Genomic DNA, 20,735 nt, shown 5'->3' on the forward strand with positions numbered 1-20,735 from the left:
AGATCCGTAGGATTTTCATCCCGCGTACAGCTCCACCCGGCGGAGAACGGACATGCATATGAAGATGCTGATCAACGTTGCCGAGACCGTGGTCGCCGACGCTCTGCGCGGAATGGCCGCCGCGCATCCCGAGTTGACGGTGGACGTCGAGAACCGGGTGATCGTCCGGCGGGACGCCCCGGTGGCCGGCAAGGTGGGGCTGGTCTCCGGCGGCGGATCGGGGCACGAGCCGCTGCACGGGGGGTTCGTCGGGCCCGGGATGCTGGACGCGGCCTGCCCCGGCGAGGTCTTCACCTCCCCCGTGCCCGATCAGATGGCGCGGGCCGCGGCCGCCGTGGACAGCGGCACAGGGGTCCTGTTCATCATCAAGAACTACACCGGCGACGTCCTCAACTTCGACATGGCGGCCGAGCTCGCCGAGGACGAGGGCGTACAGATCGCCAAGGTCCTGGTCAACGATGACGTGGCGGTGACCGACAGCCTCTACACCGCCGGGCGGCGGGGCACCGGGGCGACGCTGTTCGTGGAGAAGATCGCCGGCGCGGCGGCCGAGGAGGGCGCGCCACTGGACCGGGTGGCGGCGCTCGCCCGGCAGGTCAACGAGTCGTCGCGGAGCTTCGGCGTCGCCCTCAGCCCGTGCACCACCCCCGCCAAGGGCGGCCCGACCTTCGACCTCCCGGCCGGGGAGCTGGAGTTGGGCGTGGGCATCCACGGCGAGCCCGGGCGCGAGCGGCGGGCCATGATGACCTCCCGCGAGATCGCCGACTTCGCGGTGAACGCGGTGCTGGAGGACCTGCGGCCCGACAACCCGGTCCTCGTCCTCGTCAACGGCATGGGGGCGACGCCGCTGCTGGAGCTGTACGGCTTCGCCGCCGAGGTGCACCGGGTGCTCGGCGAGCGCCAGGTGGCCGTGGCACGTACGCTCGTCGGCAACTACGTCACCTCGCTCGACATGGCGGGCGCTTCGGTGACCCTGTGCCGGGTCGACGAGGAACTGCTGCGACTGTGGGACGCGCCGGTACGGACCGCCGGGCTGCGCTGGGGCTGCTGACCGGGACCGGCCCCTTCCGCCGCTACGTACGCTGTCGCCGTGTGGCCATTCGACTGAGGAGGCGTCTGTGTCCAGCTCAGTGTCCAGCAGGGAAACCGCCAGCGAACCGGTGCTCGACACCGCCTTCTTCCACCGCTGGCTCACCGTGGCGGCCGCGGCCATCGGCCGCGAGGCCGCCAGACTGACCGATCTGGACTCGGCGATCGGCGACGCCGACCACGGCAGCAACATGCAGCGTGGTTTCACGGCCGTGACCGAAGCCCTGGAGAAGGAGCCGCCGGGCCCGCCGGGGGCCGTGCTGACCCTGGCCGGCCGTCAGCTGATCTCCAAGGTGGGCGGCGCCTCGGGACCGCTGTACGGGACGCTGCTGCGGCGGACGGGCAAGGCGCTCGGCGACGCCGAACAGGTCACCGTCCGGCAGCTGGCCGACGCGCTGCGCACCGGCGTGGACGCGGTGGCCCAGCTCGGCGGCTCCGCGCCCGGCGACAAGACGATGCTGGACGCGCTCGTCCCCGCGGTGGACGCGCTGGCCGCGGACGGCGGATCCTTCGCGGCGGCGAGCGAGGCCGCGGACAAGGGCGCGCTGGCCACCGTGCCGATGCTCGCGCGCAAGGGCCGGGCGAGCTATCTGGGTGAGCGCAGCATCGGCCATCAGGACCCCGGCGCCACATCGTCGGCACTGCTGTTCGCGGCCCTCGCGGAGGTGACGGTGTGAGCGTGTCTTGGCGCGCTGCGCGGGCTGGACTGAGGAGCCGCGCAGCGACGAAGGAGCGAGCAGTGACGAAGGAAGCCCGCGCGTTGGAGCGCGCCAAGACTGAGCGGGAAGGAGGGGCTCCATGAGCGAGGAAGCGCTGCGCGGCGCGGACGCGGAGAAGCGAGTCGGCGTGGTGCTGGTGTCGCACAGCGCCGCGGTCGCCCAGTCGGTGGCGCAGCTGGCCACTGGACTGGCCGGTGGCAGCACGGCACCGGTCGCCGCCGCAGGCGGCACCCCGGACGGCGGGCTGGGCACCAGCCCGGAGCTGGTCGCCGAGGCGGCTCACGCGGTCGACCAGGGCGCGGGCGTGGCGGTCCTCGTCGACCTGGGCAGCGCCGTGCTGACCGTGAAGGCGCTGCTGGCCGAGGGCGACGAGCTGCCCCCGGGCTCCCGGCTGGTGGACGCGCCGCTGGTGGAGGGTTCGGTGGCGGCGGTCGTCGCCGCCTCGGCGGGGGCGGACGTGGACGCGGTCGCGCGGGCGGCCGAGGAGGCGTACGACTACCGCAAGGTCTGATCCGGGACGGGCGGTGAACGCCCCCAGACGTGAACAGCCATGGACAGCCATGGACAGCCATGAACATGCAATCATCGCCCGGACTGGTGACAGGGGAGGTCACTGTTGGTTGAATGCGCCGAGCGCTTTCCGGCCAACCCCTGGAGCGTCCCGTGCGGATCTCACGTCGTGCCCTGTTGTCGATCGTCCCGGCGGCGACGCTGTCGGCAGTGGTGTTGCCGCAGCGAGCCTGGTCCCAGGCGCCCCGGGACGCGACACCCGCCGACGCCGCCGCGGACCACGCCACGCTGATCGACAACACCGTCGCCGTCCTCGCCGGCACCGCCGACTCCAACGCCCGGCCGGAGGTCGCCGCCAAGCTCGCCTCCATCGCCCAGGCCGCCGGCACCCGGCTGGCCGCCCTGGACGGCGCCGGGCCGGGCGAGCTGTTCCGCGGCCTCCCGCTGGGGACCAGTGACACCAACCTGACGGCGTCCTTCCAGTATCTGTACGAGATCGCCCTCGCCACCCGCACCCGCGGCGGCACGGCCCCCGGCCCCGGCGGTGACACGGCCGTCCAGCGGCGGGTCATCGACGGCCTGGTCCGGCTCCACGACGACTACTACGGCGACCAGGCGAAGGGCTACTACGGCAACTGGTTCAACTGGGAGATCGGCATCTCCTCCCATCTGACCCGGACCCTCGTCCTCCTACAGGACGAGCTCGCCGCGTACCGCCCCGGCCTGACCGCCACCTGCGTCGCCTCGATGGACGCCTACCTCCGCAACGGCAAGGCCGGCGACGTCGACCTCGACTCCCGCTTCCACACCGGCGCCAACCTCGCCGACATCACCGCCAACCGGATCCTCCAAGGCGCCGTGCTCGGCGACGACGCCCGTATCACCAAGGCCGTCGCCGACCAGCTGACCGTCCTCGCCACCATCGACCCCTACCACCTCAGGCACAACGTCACCGACGGCTTCTACGCCGACGGTTCCTTCATCCAGCACGCCTCCGTCGCCTACACCGGCTCCTACGGCAAGGGCCTGCTCACCCGCATGGTCCAGGCCGTCAAGATTCTCGAAGGCACCGGCTACGTCCAGGGCGAGGACCTCGTCGGCACCGTGCGGGACTGGGTGGTGCGCGGCTTCGCCCCGCTGGTCTTCGAGGGCTGGATGATGGAGATCGTCAAGGGCCGCGGGGTGTCCCGGACCACCACGGGATACACCGATGTCGCGGAGGTCGTCGAGGCCGTCGTCGACCTCTCCGGCTACGCGGACGGGACCGACGCCACCGCCCTCAAGAGCTATGTCAAGTTCGTCCGGCAGACCTCCCGGGCCGCCCTCGACCCGGCGCGCTTCCTCTCCCCCGTCAGCGTGGCCCGCTACGCCGACATCCTCGCCGACACGGGGATCCCGGCGAAGGACCTCAACCCGGCCGAGCGGCACGTCGCGTTCAACGCGATGGACAAAACCGTCCACCGGCGCCCCGGCTATGCCTTCGCCCTCGCCCGGAGCTCACCGAGGATCAGCAAGTACGAGTACATGAACGGCGAGAACCTCATGCCGTGGTTCCAGGGCGAGGGCGCCCACTACCTCTATCTCTCCGGCCAGGACCAGACCCAGGCCTTCGGCGTCGACTACTTCACCACCGTCTCGCCCTACCGCCTGGCCGGCGTCACCGCCCCCGTGGAGACCCGCCGTACGATCCCCGAGCTCTACGGCGGCCTGTGGTACGACAACCCGGAGCGCGGCTTCACCTCCTCCTCCGAGTCGCAGAACACCTACGTCTACTTCCCCCGCGGCGCGGGCGGACTCTCCGGCGGCGCCTGCCTCGGCGCGTACGGCGCGGCCGGGCTCGTACAGGCCGACGACGTCGCGTACGCCGCCCAGCAGGACGGCACCCTGCCCGACGACTTCGTCGCCTACCGCAACGCCCGCGCCACCAAGTCGTGGTTCATGCTCGACGACGAGATCGTCGTCCTCGCCGCGGGGGTGGGCGACCCGGCGGGACGCGCGGTGACAACGACCCTCGACAGCCGGGTCAGCCGGGTCAGCCGCGTCGCCCAGCCGTCGGACACCGTCGCTCTCACCGGGCAGCTGCGGGACGGCACCCCGTGGTCCGGCACCGGCAGCGCCCCGCTGGCCTGGCTGCGCTACGCCGACGCGGACCAGGGCACCGCGGTCGGCTATGTGTTCCTGGACGGGCGGCGGCCCACCGTGGCGCTCGAGACGGTCACCCGCAGTCGACGCGCCGTCCGCGTGTCCAACCCCGACACCATGGTGACCAAGCAGGTCTTCTCCGTGTCCGTCGAGCAGCCGGCCGGCGCGCCGCCCGCCTCGATGGCCTACGCCCTCGTCCCGAACGCGTCCGAGCGGCAGCTGATGGCGTACGCCGGCGGGCCGGTGTCCGTCCTGGCCAACACCGCGCGCGTCCAGGCGGTGCGGCACAAGGCCCTCGGCCTGGTCGCCGTCAATGTCTTCGCCCCCGGCAACCACCACGCCGGACACCTGTCGATCGACGGCCCGGCGTCGGTGATCGTCCGTGAGGGGCGCGACGGAACCGTGTCGGTCGCCGTGTCCGACCCGACGACCGAGCGCGACACCGTCTCGGTCGTCATCCGGGGCCGCGCCCTGCGGGCCGGCTCGGCGGACGAGGGCGTGCGGGTCGACCGCGTCCCCGGCGGCACCCGAATCCGCGTCACCACCCGCCACGCCTATGGACGGAGCCTCACGGCCACGCTGCGCGGACGCCGGTCGGCGGGAGCATAGCCAACAGGCCGGAGGAAAAGGGCTCCTCACCCGGTCGGTGGAGGAAATCGAGGAACACCGGGCCGCCGAACATTACTCTCGAGTCATCGCGATCGAGTCCGAGCGGCAACCAGTGACCCGTGGTCACGGAAATTTCCTCCAGGAGCTCGAATGGCTGAGAATTCCGCCGAAGTCTTGATATCGGAGCCCGACGAACCCGCGATCGACGGACGCGCCGACCCGGCGGGGACGGACATCGAGAGGAAACTCGCCGAAATACTGGCCGAGGTCGTATCCGCCGAACACGTTTCGGCCGCCAGCCACTTCTTCACCGACCTCGGCGCGAACTCCTTGGTCATGGCCCAATTCTGCGCGCGGGTCAGAAAGAGACCGGACCTGCCGTCCGTGTCGATGAAGGACATCTATCGACACCCCACGATCCAAAGCCTGGCGGCGGCTGTCGCGGACGCCACCGCCACCGCCACCGCTGTCGATTCACCGCCCCTGACACCGCCACCGGCGCAGGTGGTGTCGTCGACGCGGAACAAACCGGCACGCACGCTGGATTACGTCCTGTGCGGAACACTCCAGTTTCTGGTTTTCCTGGGATATTCCTTCGTCACCGGGCTCGTCGCCGCCCGAGGCTATGAATGGGTCGCCGCCGGCCCGGGCCTGGTCGACATCTATCTGCGGTCGGTCCTGTTCGGCGGCATCGGCTTCGTCGCCCTGTGCACACTCCCGATCATGGCCAAATGGATCCTCATCGGCCGCTGGAAACCCCACGAGTTCCCGGTGTGGAGCCTGGCCTATGTGCGCTTTTGGATCGTCAAAGCGCTGCTCCACGCCAATCCGATGCACTTCTTCATCGGCAATCCGCTGTATGTGCTGTACCTGCGGGCGCTGGGCGCGCGGATCGGCAAGGGAGTCACCATCCTCTCCCACTCCATCCCCGTCTGCACCGACCTGCTCACCATCGGAGCCGGCACGGTGATCCGCAAGGACTCGTTCTTCCTCGGTTACCGGGCGCATGCCGGGCGCATCCAGACCGGCCGGGTCACGCTCGGACGGGACGTGTTCATCGGCGAGAAGACCGTGCTCGACATCGACACCTCGATGGGCGACGGAGCACAGCTCGGCCACACATCCGCCCTGTACCGCGGCCAGGTGGTCCCGAACGGCGAGCGCCGTCACGGGTCACCGGCGCAGCCGACGGAGATCGACTACGTCAGGCTCGGGCCGGCCGGGTGCGGCACCCCACGCCGGTTCCGCTTCGGCCTCGCCACCCTGTTCCAGCTGTTCCTCCTGTACCTGCCGCTGACCGTCGGCGGTATGTACATGCTGTTTCAGGCGATTCCGGCGCTTGACAGGCGACCGGGCGCGGGCACGGCCGGAATCGCCTCGTCGAATTTCCTCATCGACGCGCTGCTCGTGTCCGTCGTGCTGTTCTTCGGCTTCGTCGTCGTGGGCCTCGCCGTGGTGTGCACCGTTCCACGCCTGCTGAATCTGGCCATCAAGCCCGACAAGGTCTACCCGCTCTACGGCTTCCACTACGCGGCGCACCGGGCGATTTCCGGCATGACGAACCTGAAGTTCTTCACGTGGCTCTTCGGGGACAGCTCCTACATCGTCCATTATCTCCGCGGCCTCGGATACGACTTGTCCCGGGTCGAGCAGACGGGATCCAACTTCGGCACGGAGGTGCGGCACGAGACCCCGTATCTGGCCTCCGTGGGAAGCGGAACGATGGTGGCCGACGGCCTTTCCATTATCAATGCGGAATTCTCGAGCACGTCTTTCCGAGTGTCCCGGGCGTCACTCGGAGCGAATAACTTCCTCGGTAACAACATCGCCTATCCGGCCGGGGCCAGGACGGGTGACAACTGCCTGCTCGCGACGAAGGTGATGGTACCCCTCGACGGTGAAATCCGCGAAGGGGTGGGATTGCTCGGATCGCCCTGTTTCGAGATTCCTCGGTCTGTGGAGCGCGACTCCAGATTCGACCACCTCAGGACTGGGGGCGAACTGCGCCGCAGCCTCGCCGCGAAGAACCGCTACAACGTCCGCTCCATGGTTTTCTTCCTGCTCGTACGGTGGCTGCACACCTTTGTACTCACGGTGCTCGGTCTCGCCTCGATCGGACTGTACGGTGTGCTCGGGCATGTGGTGATCGCCGCGTACCTGGCTCTCGCGCTCGGATTCACCGCCCTCTACTTCGTCCTGGTGGAGCGCTGCGTCGCATCATTCCGCGCGCTGCGCCCCCGGCTGTGCTCCATCTACGACCCGTACTTCTGGTGGCACGAGCGGCTCTGGAAGGTGCCGGACGAGTACCTCAATGTGTTCAACGGAACCCCCTTCAAGAATGTGATCTGGCGGCTGTTGGGGGTTCGCATCGGCAGCAGGGTCTTCGACGACGGCTGCTATGTGACCGAGCGGACGCTCACCGCCGTCGGGGACGACTGCACACTCAACGCCGGGAGCAAAATCCAGTGCCACTCGCAGGAGGACGGCACCTTCAAGTCCGACCGGACCACGCTCGGTGCCGACTGCACCCTCGGGATCGGCACACATGTGCACTACGGCGTGACGATGGGCGACGGCGTCGTGCTGGCACCCGATTCCTTCCTCATGAAAGGCGAGGAAGTCCCCCCGAACGCACGGTGGGGAGGAAACCCGGCCACGGAGATGGCCGATACGGCGAGTTGAGGTATGGGCCATTCGATGGGAGCACACGTGGAAGCGGATCAGGAGTGTGGGAGCGGTGTCCCGGCCGCTGGTGGATTCCCCGTCGTCCCGCGATGGACCCGGGAGCCGGTGCCGGGTGTGGCCGAGTACGAAGCGGCGGTGCCGGGCGACGTGGTTGCGGAGGTGCGCGGGCTGGCGGAGGAGTTGGGGGTGCCCATGAGCGCGGTGCTGTTGGCCGCGCACGCCAAGGTGCTGTCCACGCTGTCGGGGGAGCAGGAGGTGGTGACGGGTTATGCCGCCGACGCGACGGACCGTCCGCTGCCGTGCCGGCTGACCGTCGCACCCGAGTCGTGGCGCGCGCTGGTGCTGAGCGCTCATCGCGTCGCGGCCGAGTCGCCGGCGCACCGGGAGCTTCCGGCCGGTGAGCCGCGGCGAGAGCCGGAGGTGGCGGGTTACGAGGTCGTGTTCGACCCGGCGGGCGCTGAGCGCCCGCTGGCCGACGGCGTGGTGCTGGGGGTGGGCTGGTGTGATCGGGGCGGACGGCTGGTGGCGCGGCTGCGGTATCGCGCCGAGGTGATCGATGGCGAGTGCGCGGCCCGGATCGGCGGCTACCACCTGGCCGCGCTGGGCCTGGTGGCGGCGGATGTGGACGCCGAGCACGCGCGGCAGAGCCTGCTCTCGACCGAGGAGGCGCGCCATCAGCTCGAAGGGCTGGCCGGGCCGCGCCGGATGCTGCCACCGGGGCGCGCACACGAACTGTTCGAACAGCGGGCGCGGGCGCATCCGGAGGCGGTGGCGGCAGTGCACGGCGACCGCCGGTGGACGTACGGGGAGCTGAACGCGCGCGCGAACCGGCTGGCGCGGGCGCTGCTGGCGCGGGGGCTGGGCCGGGAAGGGGTGGTGGGGGTGGTCACCGAGCGCGGCCTTGACTGGCTGGCCGCGGTGTTGGCGGTGTTCAAGGCCGGGGGCGTGTATCTGCCGATCGAGCCCCACTTTCCCGCCGGCCGTATCGCGGCGACGTTGTCGCGTGCGGAGTGCCGACTGGTGCTCACCGAGTCCGGCAGCACGCACACCCTCGATCAGGCCCTGGCCACGCTGCCGGGAGTGAAGAGGGTGCTGGTCGAGGCGGCGTATGCGGAACAGCACGCCGACGCTGACCTCGGGGTGAAGGTCGCGGCCGAACAGCTGGCCTACATCTACTTCACCTCCGGCTCCACCGGCGAACCGAAGGGCGCGATGTGTGAGCACGCGGGCATGCTCAACCACCTTTACGCCAAGATCGATGACCTGGGGATCGGTCAGGGTCGGGTGGTGGCGCAGACGGCCCCGCAGTGTTTCGACATCTCGCTGTGGCAGTTGCTGGCCGCGCTTCTGGTGGGCGGACGGACGCTGCTGGTCAGCCAGGAGGTGGTGGTGGACGCGGAGTCGTTCGTCGACACGCTTGTCCGTGGCCGGGCCGCCGTGGTGCAGGTCGTGCCCTCCTATCTGGAGGTGGTGGTGTCGTACCTGGAGCAGTACCCCCGCGATATGCCCGACCTGAGGTGTGTCTCGGTGACCGGTGAGGCGTTGCAGCGGGAGCTGGTCCAGCGCTGGTTCGCCATCCAGCCGGGGATCAAGGTGGTCAACGCCTATGGGCTGACCGAGACCTCGGACGACACCAACCACGAGGTGATGGACGGGGTGCCGGAGCGGGTGCTGTTGGGCCGTGCGGTCAACAACGTGCGCGTCTACGTCGTCGACGATCGTCTGTCGCTGGTGCCGCTGGGCGCCCCAGGGCTGATCGCGTTCTCCGGGGTGTGCGTGGGGCGGGGGTATGTCAATGACCCCGAGCGGACCCGTGAGGCCTATCGGGATGATCCGTACCGGCCGGGTGAGCGGCTCTATCTGGGCGGTGACTGGGGGCGCTGGCATCCCGGCGGCAAGCTGGAGTTCCTCGGCCGCCGGGACAACCAGGTCAAGATCCGTGGTTTCCGTATCGAGATCGGTGAGATCGAGAACACTCTGCTGCGGGTACCCGGGGTACGAAACGCCGCGGTGGTCGTCGCCGAGCGGCCCGGCCACAGCACGCACCTGATCGCTTTCCACAGCGGCCGGCGCCAGGAGGCGGACGTACTGCGCGAGGCGCTGAGCACTGTGCTGCCCGCCTACATGGTCCCCTCCGCCTTTCACTGGCAGCACGACCTGCCCCTGACCGCCAACGGCAAGATCGACCGGAAGGCCCTGACCGCGCTGGCCGAACAGGTCCCGCCCGCCGAACAGACCACATCGGGCAGGAAAGGCGACGTCGCCGGAGACCACCACCACGCTCCGCGCACCCCGACCGAGCGGAAGCTGGCGGCGGCCTGGGGCGAGTTGCTGGGCATTCCCCGGCACCAGATCGGCCTACAGGACCATTTCTTCGACTCCGGCGGCACCTCGCTGTCTGCCGTGAAACTCACCATCGCCCTGGACCGCGCGGTGTCCCTCAAGGACATCACTCGCCACCCGGTGCTCGCCGACCTCGCCGCACTCCTCGACGGCACGTCCCGGCGGCGCCCAGGGCTGCTCCAGCTCCTGTCGAACCAGCCACGGTCGGAATCGGACGGTGCCCCGGAGTGCGCCCTGGTGTGCTTCCCTTACGCGGGCGGCAACGCGGTGAACTTCCGCCCGATGGCCGACGCTCTGACGGGCCGGGGGCCCGCGGTCTACGCCGTCGACCTGCCCGGTCACGACCTGACCGCCCAGGGCGAGCCGTTCGCGCCGATAACGCGGGTGGCGGAGCAGGTCATCGCCGAGATCACCGGGCATGGCCTGAGCAGGGTCATGCTGTGGGGCCACTCCTCAGGCGCCGCGGTTGCCGTGGAGACCGCGAGGAAACTGCGGGAGTGCGGGGTGGACGTCCCGCGCGTGTTCCTGGGCGCACAGTTGCTCGGCACGGCCACCGCCCGGGACACCGCCATCACTGAGTTGACGGGGCAGACCGACGCCGAGATCGCCGCGAAGCTCAGCGCGCACGGCGGCTACCCCGAACTCGCCGAGCTGAACGAGCGACACACCGAGCGTATCGGCGCCGCCTACCGGCACGACTGCATGGCCGCACATCACTATTTCAGCGACGCCCTGGGAACCCCGCCAACAACGAAGCTCTCCGCACCGGTCACCGTCGTCATCGCCGCCGACGACCCGACCACGGCGGGGTATCGCGACCGGTACCGCGACTGGCGGCTCCTGGCCGAGCGGGTGGACCTGCACGAGCTCGCCGACGGCGGCCACTACTTCCCGCGTACCCGTCCGATCGAAACGGCACAGGCCGTCCTGAGTGCCGTCGAATCGCCGACCCCGGCGGAATCGCTGGCCCCCTCGTGAGGCTCCTCCTCGAGCCTTCTGAGTGGCGATCGAAAGGAACCCAGATGTCGTCCACATCCCTGGAACACCGGTCCGCGGTGGATCCCCCGGCCACCGCTGAGAGGCGCCCCCTACGACCGGGCAGACCTCCGATTCTGCATGTCGAGTCCCCTCAGGACGCGCCGGCCTGGGCGGCCGAGCACCGCGAGGCGCTGCGCGCACGGGTCGCCGAGCACGGTGTGCTTCTCGTCCGCGGCCTGGGGCTGCGCGAAGTGGATCAGGTCGGTGCCGTCTTCTCGCGACTGGCAGGTGAGCTGATGGCGGAGCGGGAGGCTTTCGCTCCCCGGCAGGTCCACGGCCCTGGGCTGTACTCCACCACCACCTGGCCGGCCAACCAGCCGATGTGTATGCACCATGAACTGAGCTACAGACTGGAATGCCCCGGCCTGATGCTGTTCGCCTGTCTGAGAGCGCCCAGCGAGGGCGGGGCAACCGCGGTGGCCGACGCGGAGCGTGTGCTTCAGGCGCTGCCCGCCGCGCTGACCGAGCGGTTCGAGCGAGAAGGCTGGCTGCTCACCCGCAGCTACAACGACGAGATCGGGGCGTCCGTGGCGGAGTCGTTCGGCACCGAGGAGCCCGCCGCCATCGAGCGCTACTGCCGCGCCCACGCCATCGACTTCGCCTGGCAACCCGACGGCTCTCTGCACACCCGGCAGCGCCGCGCCGCCGTGGTACGGCACCCGCTCACCGGCCGACGCTGCTGGTTCAACCAGATCGCCTTCCTGAACGAGTGGACACTGGCCCCGGAGGTACGCGAGTACCTGGTGGACGTCTACGGGGAGGACGGGCTGCCGTTCAACACCCGCTTCGCTGACGGCACCCCGCTCGGCGAGGACGTCGTCCAGTTGCTCAACTCCACCTACGAGGCCCACACCGCACGCGAGCCCTGGCAGGCCGGCGACCTGATGCTGGTCGACAACATTCGCACCGCGCACAGCAGAGAGGCCTTCACCGGAGAGCGCCAGGTGCTGGTCGCCATGGCCGAGCCCCAGCGCCTGGCCGACCACTGCCCGACCGTGGAGGTGGCTCGGTCATGAACCCGCTGCTGTCCCCCGCCCCGCGGCCCGCCACCTCCCACCCGGTCCCGGCGCCGACCTTCGCGGTGATCTCCGGTGGTCAGGTACAGCAGGCACTCGACGGGCGCGAGAAACAGGTCGTGGAGCTGGTCGAGGCCACCTACCGCCTGCACGGCGCCGGGGACTCGGTCAACCCCCCGTCGTACTTCCTGCGCTTCCCCGACCGCCCCACAGCCCGGATCATCGCGCTGCCGGCCTCCGTCGGCGGGCCGGTACACGTGGACGGGATGAAATGGATCTCCAGTTTCCCGGCCAATGTGGCAGCCGGCCTGCCCCGGGCCTCCGCGGTCCTCATCCTCAACGACCCCGACACCGGCTACCCCTTCGCCTGCCTGGAGAGCTCGATCATCAGCGCCGGCAGAACCGCGGCGTCCGCCGCGCTGGCAGCCGACTGGCTCAGCCGCGCCAGGCTCCGCCCCACCCGTATCGGATTCTTCGGCACGGGCCTGATCGCCCGCTACATCCACACCTTCCTCGCCGGCACCGGCTGGACGTTCGACGCCATCGGCGTGCACGACGTGTCCGCCGAGAGCGCCGCGGGCTTCCGCGGCTATCTGCGGCGGGCCGGCGCCCTGGGACACACCGGGCAGGTCACCGTCCACGACAGCGCCGAGGACCTGGTGCGCTCCAGTGACCTGGTGGTCTTCGCCACCATCGCGGGCCAACCTCACATCACCGACCCGGGCTGGTTCACCCACCACCCCCTGGTCCTGCATGTGTCCCTGCGCGACCTCGCACCCGAGATCCTGCTCGCCTCGGCCAACATCGTCGACGACATCGAGCACTGTCTGAAAGCCGACACCTCCCCCCACTTGGCCGAGCAGCTCACCGGCAACCGCGACTTCCTGTACGGCACCCTCGACGACGTCATGACCGGGCGGTTGACCCCGCCGACCGACCGGCCAGTGATCTTCTCGCCCTTCGGACTCGGCGTGCTCGACCTCGCCGTCGGCAAGTACGTCTACGACGAAGTGGTCCGGGCCGGACACCTCCACCTCATCGACGACTTCTTCCACGACCTGCGCCGGTACGGCTGACAGTCCTGTCTCTCAGCTCTGGCATCAGGAGGCCAGCGTGCCTGTCATATCCGCACCCCATGCCTTCAACGAGAGCCGACTCTACGTCGATCTCCGGTCCATCTTCGGGCGCTCCCTCTACCTGAAGTGCGAGGGCTTCAACTTCGCCGGCTCGATCAAATTGAAGGCCGCGGTCGAGATGGTGGAGACCGCCGAGCGGCACGGAGTCCTGACGCCGGATTCGATCCTGGTCGAGTCCTCGTCCGGAAACCTGGGCGTAGCGCTCAGCATGATCGCCGCCAGCAAGGGCTACCGGTTTCTCTGTGTGACGGACTCCCGTTGCAACCTGTCGGCCAGATTGCTGATGGAGGCGCTGGGCAGCAAAGTGCACACCATCGCCGACCTGGACCCCAACGGCGGCTTCCTGGGCGCCCGGCTCGACTACGTACGCGCGCTGTGCGCCTCCGATGACCGATACGTGTGGCTCAGCCAGTACACCAACCCGGGCAACTGGCGGGCGCACTACCGTAGGACGGGCCCGGAAATCGCCCGCCAGTTCCCGCGCCTGGACGTGCTGTTCATCGGCGCGGGCACCACCGGGACCCTGATGGGCTGCGCACGCTACTTCCGGGAATGGCACCGGCCGGTGCGGATCGTCGCCGTTGACAGCGCCGGATCGGTGACCTTCGGTGGCAAGCCCGGCCCTAGGATGATTCCCGGTCTGGGTATGAGCATCCGCCCCCCGCTGCTCAACGAGTCCTACGTGGACGAGGTGATACGGGTCGAGGAGGCGGACACCATCCGTGCCTGCCACCGTCTGGCCAGACGCGGGTTCCTGTTCGGCGGCTCCACCGGGACGGTGATCAGCGGCGCGATGGAGTGGTTGGGCCGACGTCAAACACCCGGCCTCACCGCGGTGGCCATCGCCCCGGACCTCGGCGAGCGCTATCTCGACACCATCTACCAGAGCGCCTGGCTGCAGGATCTGTACGGAGATCACATCCTCGACTCCGAGGAGGTGACCGCCGATTCCCGGTGAGCCGGGCTCAGCCGCGGGCGGCGGGCCGACCGGCTGAAACCCCGGAACGGCCCGTCCAGCGCACGGGAACCAGACGCGGAGGCCGCACGCACACTCCGCCCCCGAAGTATGGTGTCCCACCACATGTGCCACTGACCTGCGTGTTCCTACCTTGTGCGGACACGTACGCGTCCCATCGAACTCCTGGAAGTGGTGCACATGGCCTCCGCAGCATCCGCTCCCCCGACGCCCGCGGCACCCGCGCGGCTCCCCCGCATCGTCGCCGCGAGCCTCATCGGCACCACCATCGAGTGGTACGACTTCTTCCTGTACGGCTCCGCCGCCGCGCTCGTCTTCAACAAGCTCTTCTTCCCCGACTCCGATCCGCTGGTCGGCACGCTGCTGTCCTTCCTGACCTACGCGGTCGGCTTCGCCGCCCGGCCCGTCGGCGCGCTGGTCTTCGGACACTACGGCGACCGGCTCGGCCGCAAGAAGCTGCTGGTCCTGAGCCTGCTGCTGATGGGCGGGGCGACCTGTGCGATCGGCCTGCTGCCGACCCACGCCACGGTGGGCTCCGCCGCGCCCGTGCTGCTGACCGCGCTGCGCCTGGTCCAGGGGTTCGCGCTCGGCGGCGAATGGGGCGGGGCGGTGCTGCTGGTGTCCGAGCACGGGGACGCGCGGCGACGCGGCTTCTGGGCGTCATGGCCGCAGACCGGCGCGCCGGCCGGACAGCTGCTGGCCACCGGCGTGCTGTCGGCGCTGACCGCCACGCTGTCCGACGACGCGTTCCAGTCCTGGGGCTGGCGGGTGCCGTTCCTGCTCTCGGGCGTGCTGGTCCTGATCGGCTTGTGGATTCGTCTCTCTGTCGATGAATCACCGGTCTTCAAGGCGGCCCTGGCGCGGGCCGAGGCCCGCAAGGCCGAGGCCGGCCGGGCGGGCGAACTGGCCGAGAAGTCGCCGCTGGTGGCCGTCCTGCGCCATCACTGGCGGGACGTGCTGGTCGCGATGGGCGCCCGGATGGCGGAGAACATCAGCTACTACGTCATCACGGCCTTCGTCCTGGTCTACGCGACCTCCGACCATGTGGGCCTCGGCAAGCAGACCGCGCTCAACGCCGTGCTGATCGCCTCCGCCGTGCACTTCGCGGTGATCCCGGCCTGGGGCGCGCTGTCGGACCGTATCGGCCGCCGCCCGGTGTATCTGCTGGGGGCCGCGGGCGTGGGCGCGTGGGCCTTCCCCTTCTTCGCCCTCATCGACACCGGGAGCTTCGGGGCGCTGGTGCTCGCGGTCACGGTCGGACTGATCTTCCACGGCGCGATGTACGCCCCGCAGGCGGCCTTCTTCTCCGAGATGTTCGCGACCCGGATGCGCTACTCGGGCGCCTCGATCGGCGCCCAGTTCTCGTCGGTCGCGGCCGGCGCGCCCGCCCCGTTGATCGCCACGGCGCTGCTGGCCGACTACGGCAGCTCCACGCCGATCGCGCTCTACGTCATCGCGGCGGCGCTGCTGACCCTGGTGGCGGTCGGCGCCGCCAAGGAGACCCGGGAGCGCGACCTGTCCGGGATCGAGCCGGAGTCGGCTCCACAGCCGGCCGCGGCGCGGCAGGGCGCGAACGAGCCGGGCACGGCGCCCCGTTCGGCCTCGGCCTGACGGCCTGCGGGAGGGGCCGGGCAGCCTCCCGGCCCTTCCCGATGCGCGCGGGCCGTTCCCGCTGCGGCGCGGGCCTCAGCCGGCGACCGCCGAGGCCAGTCGGTGCAGCCGCAGCGCGAGCTGCACCTCCAGGGCGCGGGACGGCGACTGCCAGTCGGGGCCGAGCAGCCGCCCCACCCGCTCCAGCCGCTGCGCCACCGTATTGACGTGGACGTGCAGTTCGTCCTTGGTACGGGCCGGGCTCATCCCGCTCGCGAAGTACGCGTCGAGGGTGTGGACCAGGTCCGTACCGCGCCGCGCGTCGTAGTCGACCACCGCGCCGATGGTGCGGTCGACGAACCCCGCCACACGGGCGGCGTCCCCCGCGCCGTCGCGGGCGCCGGCCAGCAGGAGGCCGAGGAAGCCGAAGTCCTCGGCCGCGGCGCCCTGGCCGCCGCGTCCCAGCACCCGCAGCGCCTCCAGACAGCGCCGCGCCTCCGCGTACGCCGAGGCCACCTCGCCGGGGCGGGCGGCGGGCGCGGGCACCGGCGCGGAGGCGCCGACGGTGACCGCCGCGTGCACGGCGGTGCCGAGCTGACGGGCGGTGCGGCGGGCGAGGGCGTCGGCGCCCTCGCCGTCGGCCAGGGGCAGCAGGAGGACGGTGCCGCCGTCGCGGGCGGCGGCCAGGCCGTGCCGGGTGGCCGCCAGATGGGAGGCGGCGGACCACAGGCGCTGCCGGCCGGCCGCCTCGTCCGACGGCGGCCCGGCCGACTGCTCCTGTGGTCCGCCCCCGGGCCCGCAGGGTCCCGGGCCGGACGCCCCGCCGGGCCCGCCGCCGTTGGCCGCGCCGGGCGGCGCGCCGGGCGCGTCGATCCCGGCGGCGAGCACGACATGGGGCGCGTCCAGGTCCGCCCGCAGCCGGGCGGCTCGCTCGCGCAGCAGCCGCGGCTCGCGGTCGGGGGCGTCGAGCAGGTCGTCCAGCAGCTCACCCCGTACGCGCTGTTCGGCCTCGTCCGCCGAGCGCCGGGCCAGCTGCAGCAGCGAGGTCACCATGGCGGCCCGTTCGAGGGTGCGCTGGTCCATGGGGTCGAGGCGGGGGTGACCGCGCAGCACGAGCGCGCCGAACAGCTCGCCGCTCGCGGAGACAGCGGCGATCCAGTCCTCGCCGTGCCGTACCGCGTGGCCGTCGGCCCGGGAGCGGTCCACGGCCGCGGCCGGCGCCGCATATGCCTCGGCGAACTCCACCGTCCCGCTGAGGACCTCGGCCACGGCGGCCGCCACGTCGTGCACCCCGCCACCGCGCAGCACCAGCTCGGTCAGCCGGTCGTGCACCTCCGAGGCGCGCTCGATGACCCCGCTGCGATCGCGGATGATCTCGTTGGCGGCCTCCAGCTCGGCGAGCGCCGAACGCGTCTCGGCCAGCAGATTGGCCGTGTCGATCGCGACGGCAGCGTGGGCGGCGAAGGAGCCGAGCAGGGCGATCTGTTCGCGCTCGAAGACGCGGGCGCGGCGGTCCGCGGCGAACAGCACGCCGATGACCCCGCTGCCCAGCATCAGCGGCACGCCGAGGATAGCCACAAGACCCTCGTCGGTGACGCCCGCGTCGATGGTCCGGGTGTGCTGGAACCGCCCGTCGTCGAAATAGCTCTCGGTCACATACGGGCGGGCGGTCTGCGCGACCAGCCCGCCGAGCCCCTCCCCCATGCCGAGCCGCAGCTGCTGGAAGCGGGCCGAGACCGAACCGTCCGTGACCCTCATATAGGTGTCCCCGGCCTGGGGGTCGTTGAGCGTGAGATAGGCGACCTCGGTGCCGAGCAGCGAGCGGGCGCGCTGCACGATGGCCTGGAGCACCGCGTCCAGGTCGCGCAGCCCCGCCAGGTCGTGCGCGGTCTCGAAGAGCGCGGACAGCTCGGCCTCGCGGCGTCTGCGCCCCTCCAACTCGCCGCGTACGCGCAGGGCCGGCAGCTTGGCGCGCTCCAGGGCCGCGAGCCGGGCGGCCGACGCCCCCTCGGCGCGGGCGCGCAGCACCGGACGCTCGTACGCCTCCGCGGGCGCGCCGCGCGCGAGCAGTTCCAGGTACGGGGTCTCCGGCTGATCATCGGACATGGTCACAGGGATACTCCCGCCGGGCTCGGACCCGCCAGTGGCCGGGCGGAACCCCGACCCCCGCTCCGGCGCCCGCTCGGCCGGGCGGGCCGCCGTACGCCCGGGCAGCCGCCCGCTCAGTGGGCGGTCCATCCGCCGTCCATGGCGAGCGAGGCGCCGGTGATGAAGGAGGCGTGCGGGCCGCAGAGGTAGGCGACGGCCTCGGCGACCTCCTCCGGCTCGACGAGCCGCTTGACCGCGGAGTCGGCCAGCATGATCTCGGAGACCACCCGCTCCGGAGGGATGCCGTGGGCGGCGGCCTGGTCGGCGATCTGCCGCTCCACGAGCGGGGTGCGGACATAGCCGGGGTTGACGCAGTTGGAGGTGACCCCATGGGCGGCGCCCTCCAGGGCCGCGACCTTGGAGAGCCCTTCCAGCCCGTGTTTGGCGGCCACGTACGCCGACTTGAAGGCCGAGGCGCGCAGCCCGTGGACGGAGGAGATGTTGACGATCCGCCCCCAGCCCTGGGCGTACATATGCGGCAGCGCACCCCGCACCAGCCGGAAGGGGGCCTCCAGCATCACCGTGAGCACCCGGGAGAAGACCTCGGGAGGGAAGTCCTCGATGGGCCGCACGAGTTGCAGTCCGGCGTTGTTGACCAGGATGTCGACGCCCGCGGCGGCCCGCTCGGCCGCGTCGAGGTCGGTCAGGTCGAGCGCCCGCGTCTCCACCCTCCCCGGCAGCCCGGGGGCCCGCTCGTCCCGGGCCGCCACGGCGGCGAGCCCCGCGAGCCCCGCGAGCCCTTCCTCGTCCTGGTCGACCGCCAGGACCGTGGCCCCGGCGGCGGCCAGCCGGAGGGTACAGGCCCGGCCGATGCCACCGGCTGCCCCGGTGACCAGTGCGGTACGGCCGCCGAGGCCGGGGGCGGCCCCGGCGGCGGGGCCCGGTGTGGTGGACGCGCTCATGAAGGGCAGGCTAGGCGGCGGCCGGGGCCCGACCGATGTGCGCCCGGCACATACTTCACTCCGGAATGGTGGAATCGAACCACGTCGGGCCGTCCTCGAGGGCCCGCTTGATCCGGGTCAGCGCGTACTCGTCCAACTCGGGCAGCGCGTCGAGCGCGAACCAGCCCACCTCCAGGGACTCCTCGTCGTTCACCCGGGCCTCGCCGCCCACCGCGCGGCAGCGGAAACAGATGTCGACGAACTGGCATACGTCCTTGTTGGGATAGGTCACCGGCTCCGCGGTGTGGACGAGCACGATGCGCTCGGGGACACAGCGCACCGCCGTCTCCTCGTACACCTCGCGCACCACCGTCGTCGCGGGCTGCTCGCCGGGTTCGGGGATGCCGGAGGGGAGCGCCCAGCGGCCGTTGTCGGCTCGGCGCCCGAGCAGCACTCTGTCCTCGTCGTCGAGGACGACGGCGCTCGCACCCGGCAGGAACAGCAGTTGGTGACCCGCGGTGGCCCGCAGCTCGCGGATGAAGTCGGGAGTAGGCATGCGTCGAGGCTATCGGTCCGGGCGAGCGGCATCGGATGCCACTCACGTCACAGCCGGACGCCTTCCACACAGCCGACACACATAAGCCGCATCGTTTCTGCGCAACATATACACATACCCGGCCACAGTCGCTACGGTATCCGTCCTGGCCCGCATGCGGTCTTTGGCCGCCTCCGGCGGGCCCCCGGCCCCCGCGGACGGCCGGCCCGGCACGCGGTGCCCGTCACGACTCGGGGGGTCGAACGGGATGGCGTCTTCAGCGGCACGGCCTGTCGTACGGGAACACAACAGCGCGCCCGACCTCGTGGGCGCCGCGGTCCTCGGCTGCTGCGCCGCCTGGGCCCTGGTCTGCGCCACGGGCCGCACCGCCCGCCCCGAAGGCGTCCTGCTCGCCGTGCTGGCCGTCGCCGCCGGCTACGCGTGCGGCCGGATCGCCGGATCGCTGCTGCCGGTCGCCTCCACCGCGGCCGCCGCGCTGGCGGGCCTCGGTCTGGCCTGCACCGTCCCGGACGGGGCGAGCGGCCAAGGCGGTGCCCACGCGGCACAGTTCACGCTCGCCGTCGGAGCCGCCTGCGGCGCGGCCTGGGCCGCCCGGTCGGCCGCGCTCCGGCTGGCCCTGCGCCTGCTGGCCGTGTCGATCACGGCCATGGCCTTAGTGGCCGGCTCGACGGTGGGCTGCGTGGCCGGGGCCCTGGTGCTGGTCTGTTCGCTCGCCGTCGCCCGGACCCGCCGCCGGCTGCCGGGGCTGGCCGGGCTGGCCCTGATCGCGGCGGTGGCCGTCGGCGGCTGCTGGGCCATGGCCGAGGACGCCCTCCCCGGCGCGCTCTCGGCGCCCTTGCGCGACCGGCTGGGCGAGCACCGGGTGCGGCTGTGGCACGACGCCGTCCAGATCGCCGAACACGGCCCGCTGCGCGGAGCGGGGCCCGACCGGTTCGGCGAGCTGAGCCCCACAGCCCAGCGGTCGCCCGCCGCGGACGACACGCCGTACTCGGCCCCGCTACAGCAGGCCGCCGGCCAGGGGCTGCCGGGCCTTGCCCTGCTGGGCGCGGCCTTCGGCTGGCTGCTGTACGCGCTGTGGCGCTCGCCCCGCCACACACCGGCCGTCCTGACGGCGGCCGCCGCCCTGACCGCACTGGCCGTCGAGTCGGCCCTCGGCAACGCACTCAGCTTCCCGGAGGTGACCGCCGGGGCCGGCCTGATCGCGGGGCTGGCCACAGCGCGGCTGCCGGAGCCGGACCCGGGCCCGTTCGCGGGCGAGCCCCCGCCCCTGGGCCCGGTCCCGGCGGCGCACTGACCG

The 20,735-nt window shown here is 71.4% G+C and carries 14 protein-coding genes; 11 read left to right on the plus strand and 3 right to left on the minus strand.

Going from position 1 to position 20,735, the window contains the following annotated elements:
* Positions 1-58 precede the first annotated feature (58 nt).
* The 10 genes from dhaK to ACWY4P_RS06310 all read left to right on the plus strand — a co-directional run bounded on the left by dhaK (position 59) and on the right by ACWY4P_RS06310 (position 15,874).
* Positions 59-1,051, plus strand: a complete 993-nt coding sequence (gene dhaK / locus ACWY4P_RS06265; protein ID WP_456212831.1) for a dihydroxyacetone kinase subunit DhaK — start codon at positions 59-61, stop codon at positions 1,049-1,051.
* Between the two features lie 109 nt (positions 1,052-1,160).
* Complete coding sequence (gene dhaL / locus ACWY4P_RS06270) at positions 1,161-1,766, plus strand: dihydroxyacetone kinase subunit DhaL (RefSeq protein WP_456212832.1); 606 nt, start codon at positions 1,161-1,163, stop codon at positions 1,764-1,766.
* A 121-nt stretch (positions 1,767-1,887) separates the two neighbouring features.
* Positions 1,888-2,319, plus strand: a complete 432-nt coding sequence (locus ACWY4P_RS06275) for a PTS-dependent dihydroxyacetone kinase phosphotransferase subunit DhaM (protein WP_456209130.1) — start codon at positions 1,888-1,890, stop codon at positions 2,317-2,319.
* A gap of 152 nt (positions 2,320-2,471) precedes the next feature.
* Positions 2,472-5,069: a polysaccharide lyase family 8 super-sandwich domain-containing protein gene (locus tag ACWY4P_RS06280; protein WP_456209131.1), complete on the plus strand. Its 2,598-nt coding sequence runs from the start codon at positions 2,472-2,474 to the stop codon at positions 5,067-5,069.
* A gap of 150 nt (positions 5,070-5,219) precedes the next feature.
* A complete protein-coding gene (locus ACWY4P_RS06285) occupies positions 5,220-7,751 on the plus strand; it encodes a Pls/PosA family non-ribosomal peptide synthetase (RefSeq protein WP_456209132.1) in 2,532 nt (843 codons plus the stop codon).
* Between the two features lie 15 nt (positions 7,752-7,766).
* On the plus strand, positions 7,767-11,075 hold the full coding sequence (locus tag ACWY4P_RS06290; protein WP_456209133.1) for a non-ribosomal peptide synthetase: 3,309 nt from the start codon (positions 7,767-7,769) through the stop codon (positions 11,073-11,075).
* Positions 11,076-11,119: 44 nt separating this feature from the next.
* On the plus strand, positions 11,120-12,151 hold the full coding sequence (locus tag ACWY4P_RS06295; protein WP_456209134.1) for a TauD/TfdA family dioxygenase: 1,032 nt from the start codon (positions 11,120-11,122) through the stop codon (positions 12,149-12,151).
* Positions 12,148-13,227, plus strand: a complete 1,080-nt coding sequence (gene sbnB, locus ACWY4P_RS06300) for a 2,3-diaminopropionate biosynthesis protein SbnB (RefSeq protein ID WP_456209135.1) — start codon at positions 12,148-12,150, stop codon at positions 13,225-13,227. Before ACWY4P_RS06295 ends, sbnB begins: the two co-directional genes overlap by 4 nt.
* Before the next feature lie 37 nt (positions 13,228-13,264).
* Complete coding sequence (gene sbnA / locus ACWY4P_RS06305) at positions 13,265-14,245, plus strand: 2,3-diaminopropionate biosynthesis protein SbnA (protein WP_456209136.1); 981 nt, start codon at positions 13,265-13,267, stop codon at positions 14,243-14,245.
* Positions 14,246-14,443: 198 nt separating this feature from the next.
* A complete protein-coding gene (locus ACWY4P_RS06310) occupies positions 14,444-15,874 on the plus strand; it encodes an MFS transporter (RefSeq protein WP_456209137.1) in 1,431 nt (476 codons plus the stop codon).
* Positions 15,875-15,949: 75 nt separating this feature from the next.
* Here ACWY4P_RS06310 and ACWY4P_RS06315 read toward each other — a convergent pair whose 3' ends face one another.
* The 3 genes from ACWY4P_RS06315 to ACWY4P_RS06325 form a co-directional block, all read right to left on the minus strand.
* On the minus strand, positions 15,950-17,959 hold the full coding sequence (locus ACWY4P_RS06315; protein WP_456209138.1) for a helix-turn-helix domain-containing protein: 2,010 nt from the start codon (positions 17,957-17,959) through the stop codon (positions 15,950-15,952).
* A gap of 116 nt (positions 17,960-18,075) precedes the next feature.
* Positions 18,076-18,903 (minus strand): 3-hydroxybutyrate dehydrogenase, encoded by an 828-nt coding sequence (locus tag ACWY4P_RS06320; RefSeq protein WP_456209139.1) that lies wholly within the window; start codon positions 18,901-18,903, stop codon positions 18,076-18,078.
* Between the two features lie 55 nt (positions 18,904-18,958).
* Positions 18,959-19,438 (minus strand): NUDIX hydrolase, encoded by a 480-nt coding sequence (locus ACWY4P_RS06325; protein ID WP_456209140.1) that lies wholly within the window; start codon positions 19,436-19,438, stop codon positions 18,959-18,961.
* Between the two features lie 247 nt (positions 19,439-19,685).
* On the opposite strand from ACWY4P_RS06325, the gene ACWY4P_RS06330 reads away from it, so the two are divergent.
* Entirely contained in the window at positions 19,686-20,732 is a 1,047-nt protein-coding gene (locus ACWY4P_RS06330; protein WP_456209141.1) for an O-antigen ligase family protein, read from the plus strand.
* Positions 20,733-20,735 lie beyond the last annotated feature (3 nt).

It is taken from the genome of Streptomyces sp. LZ34 (assembly GCF_053890475.1).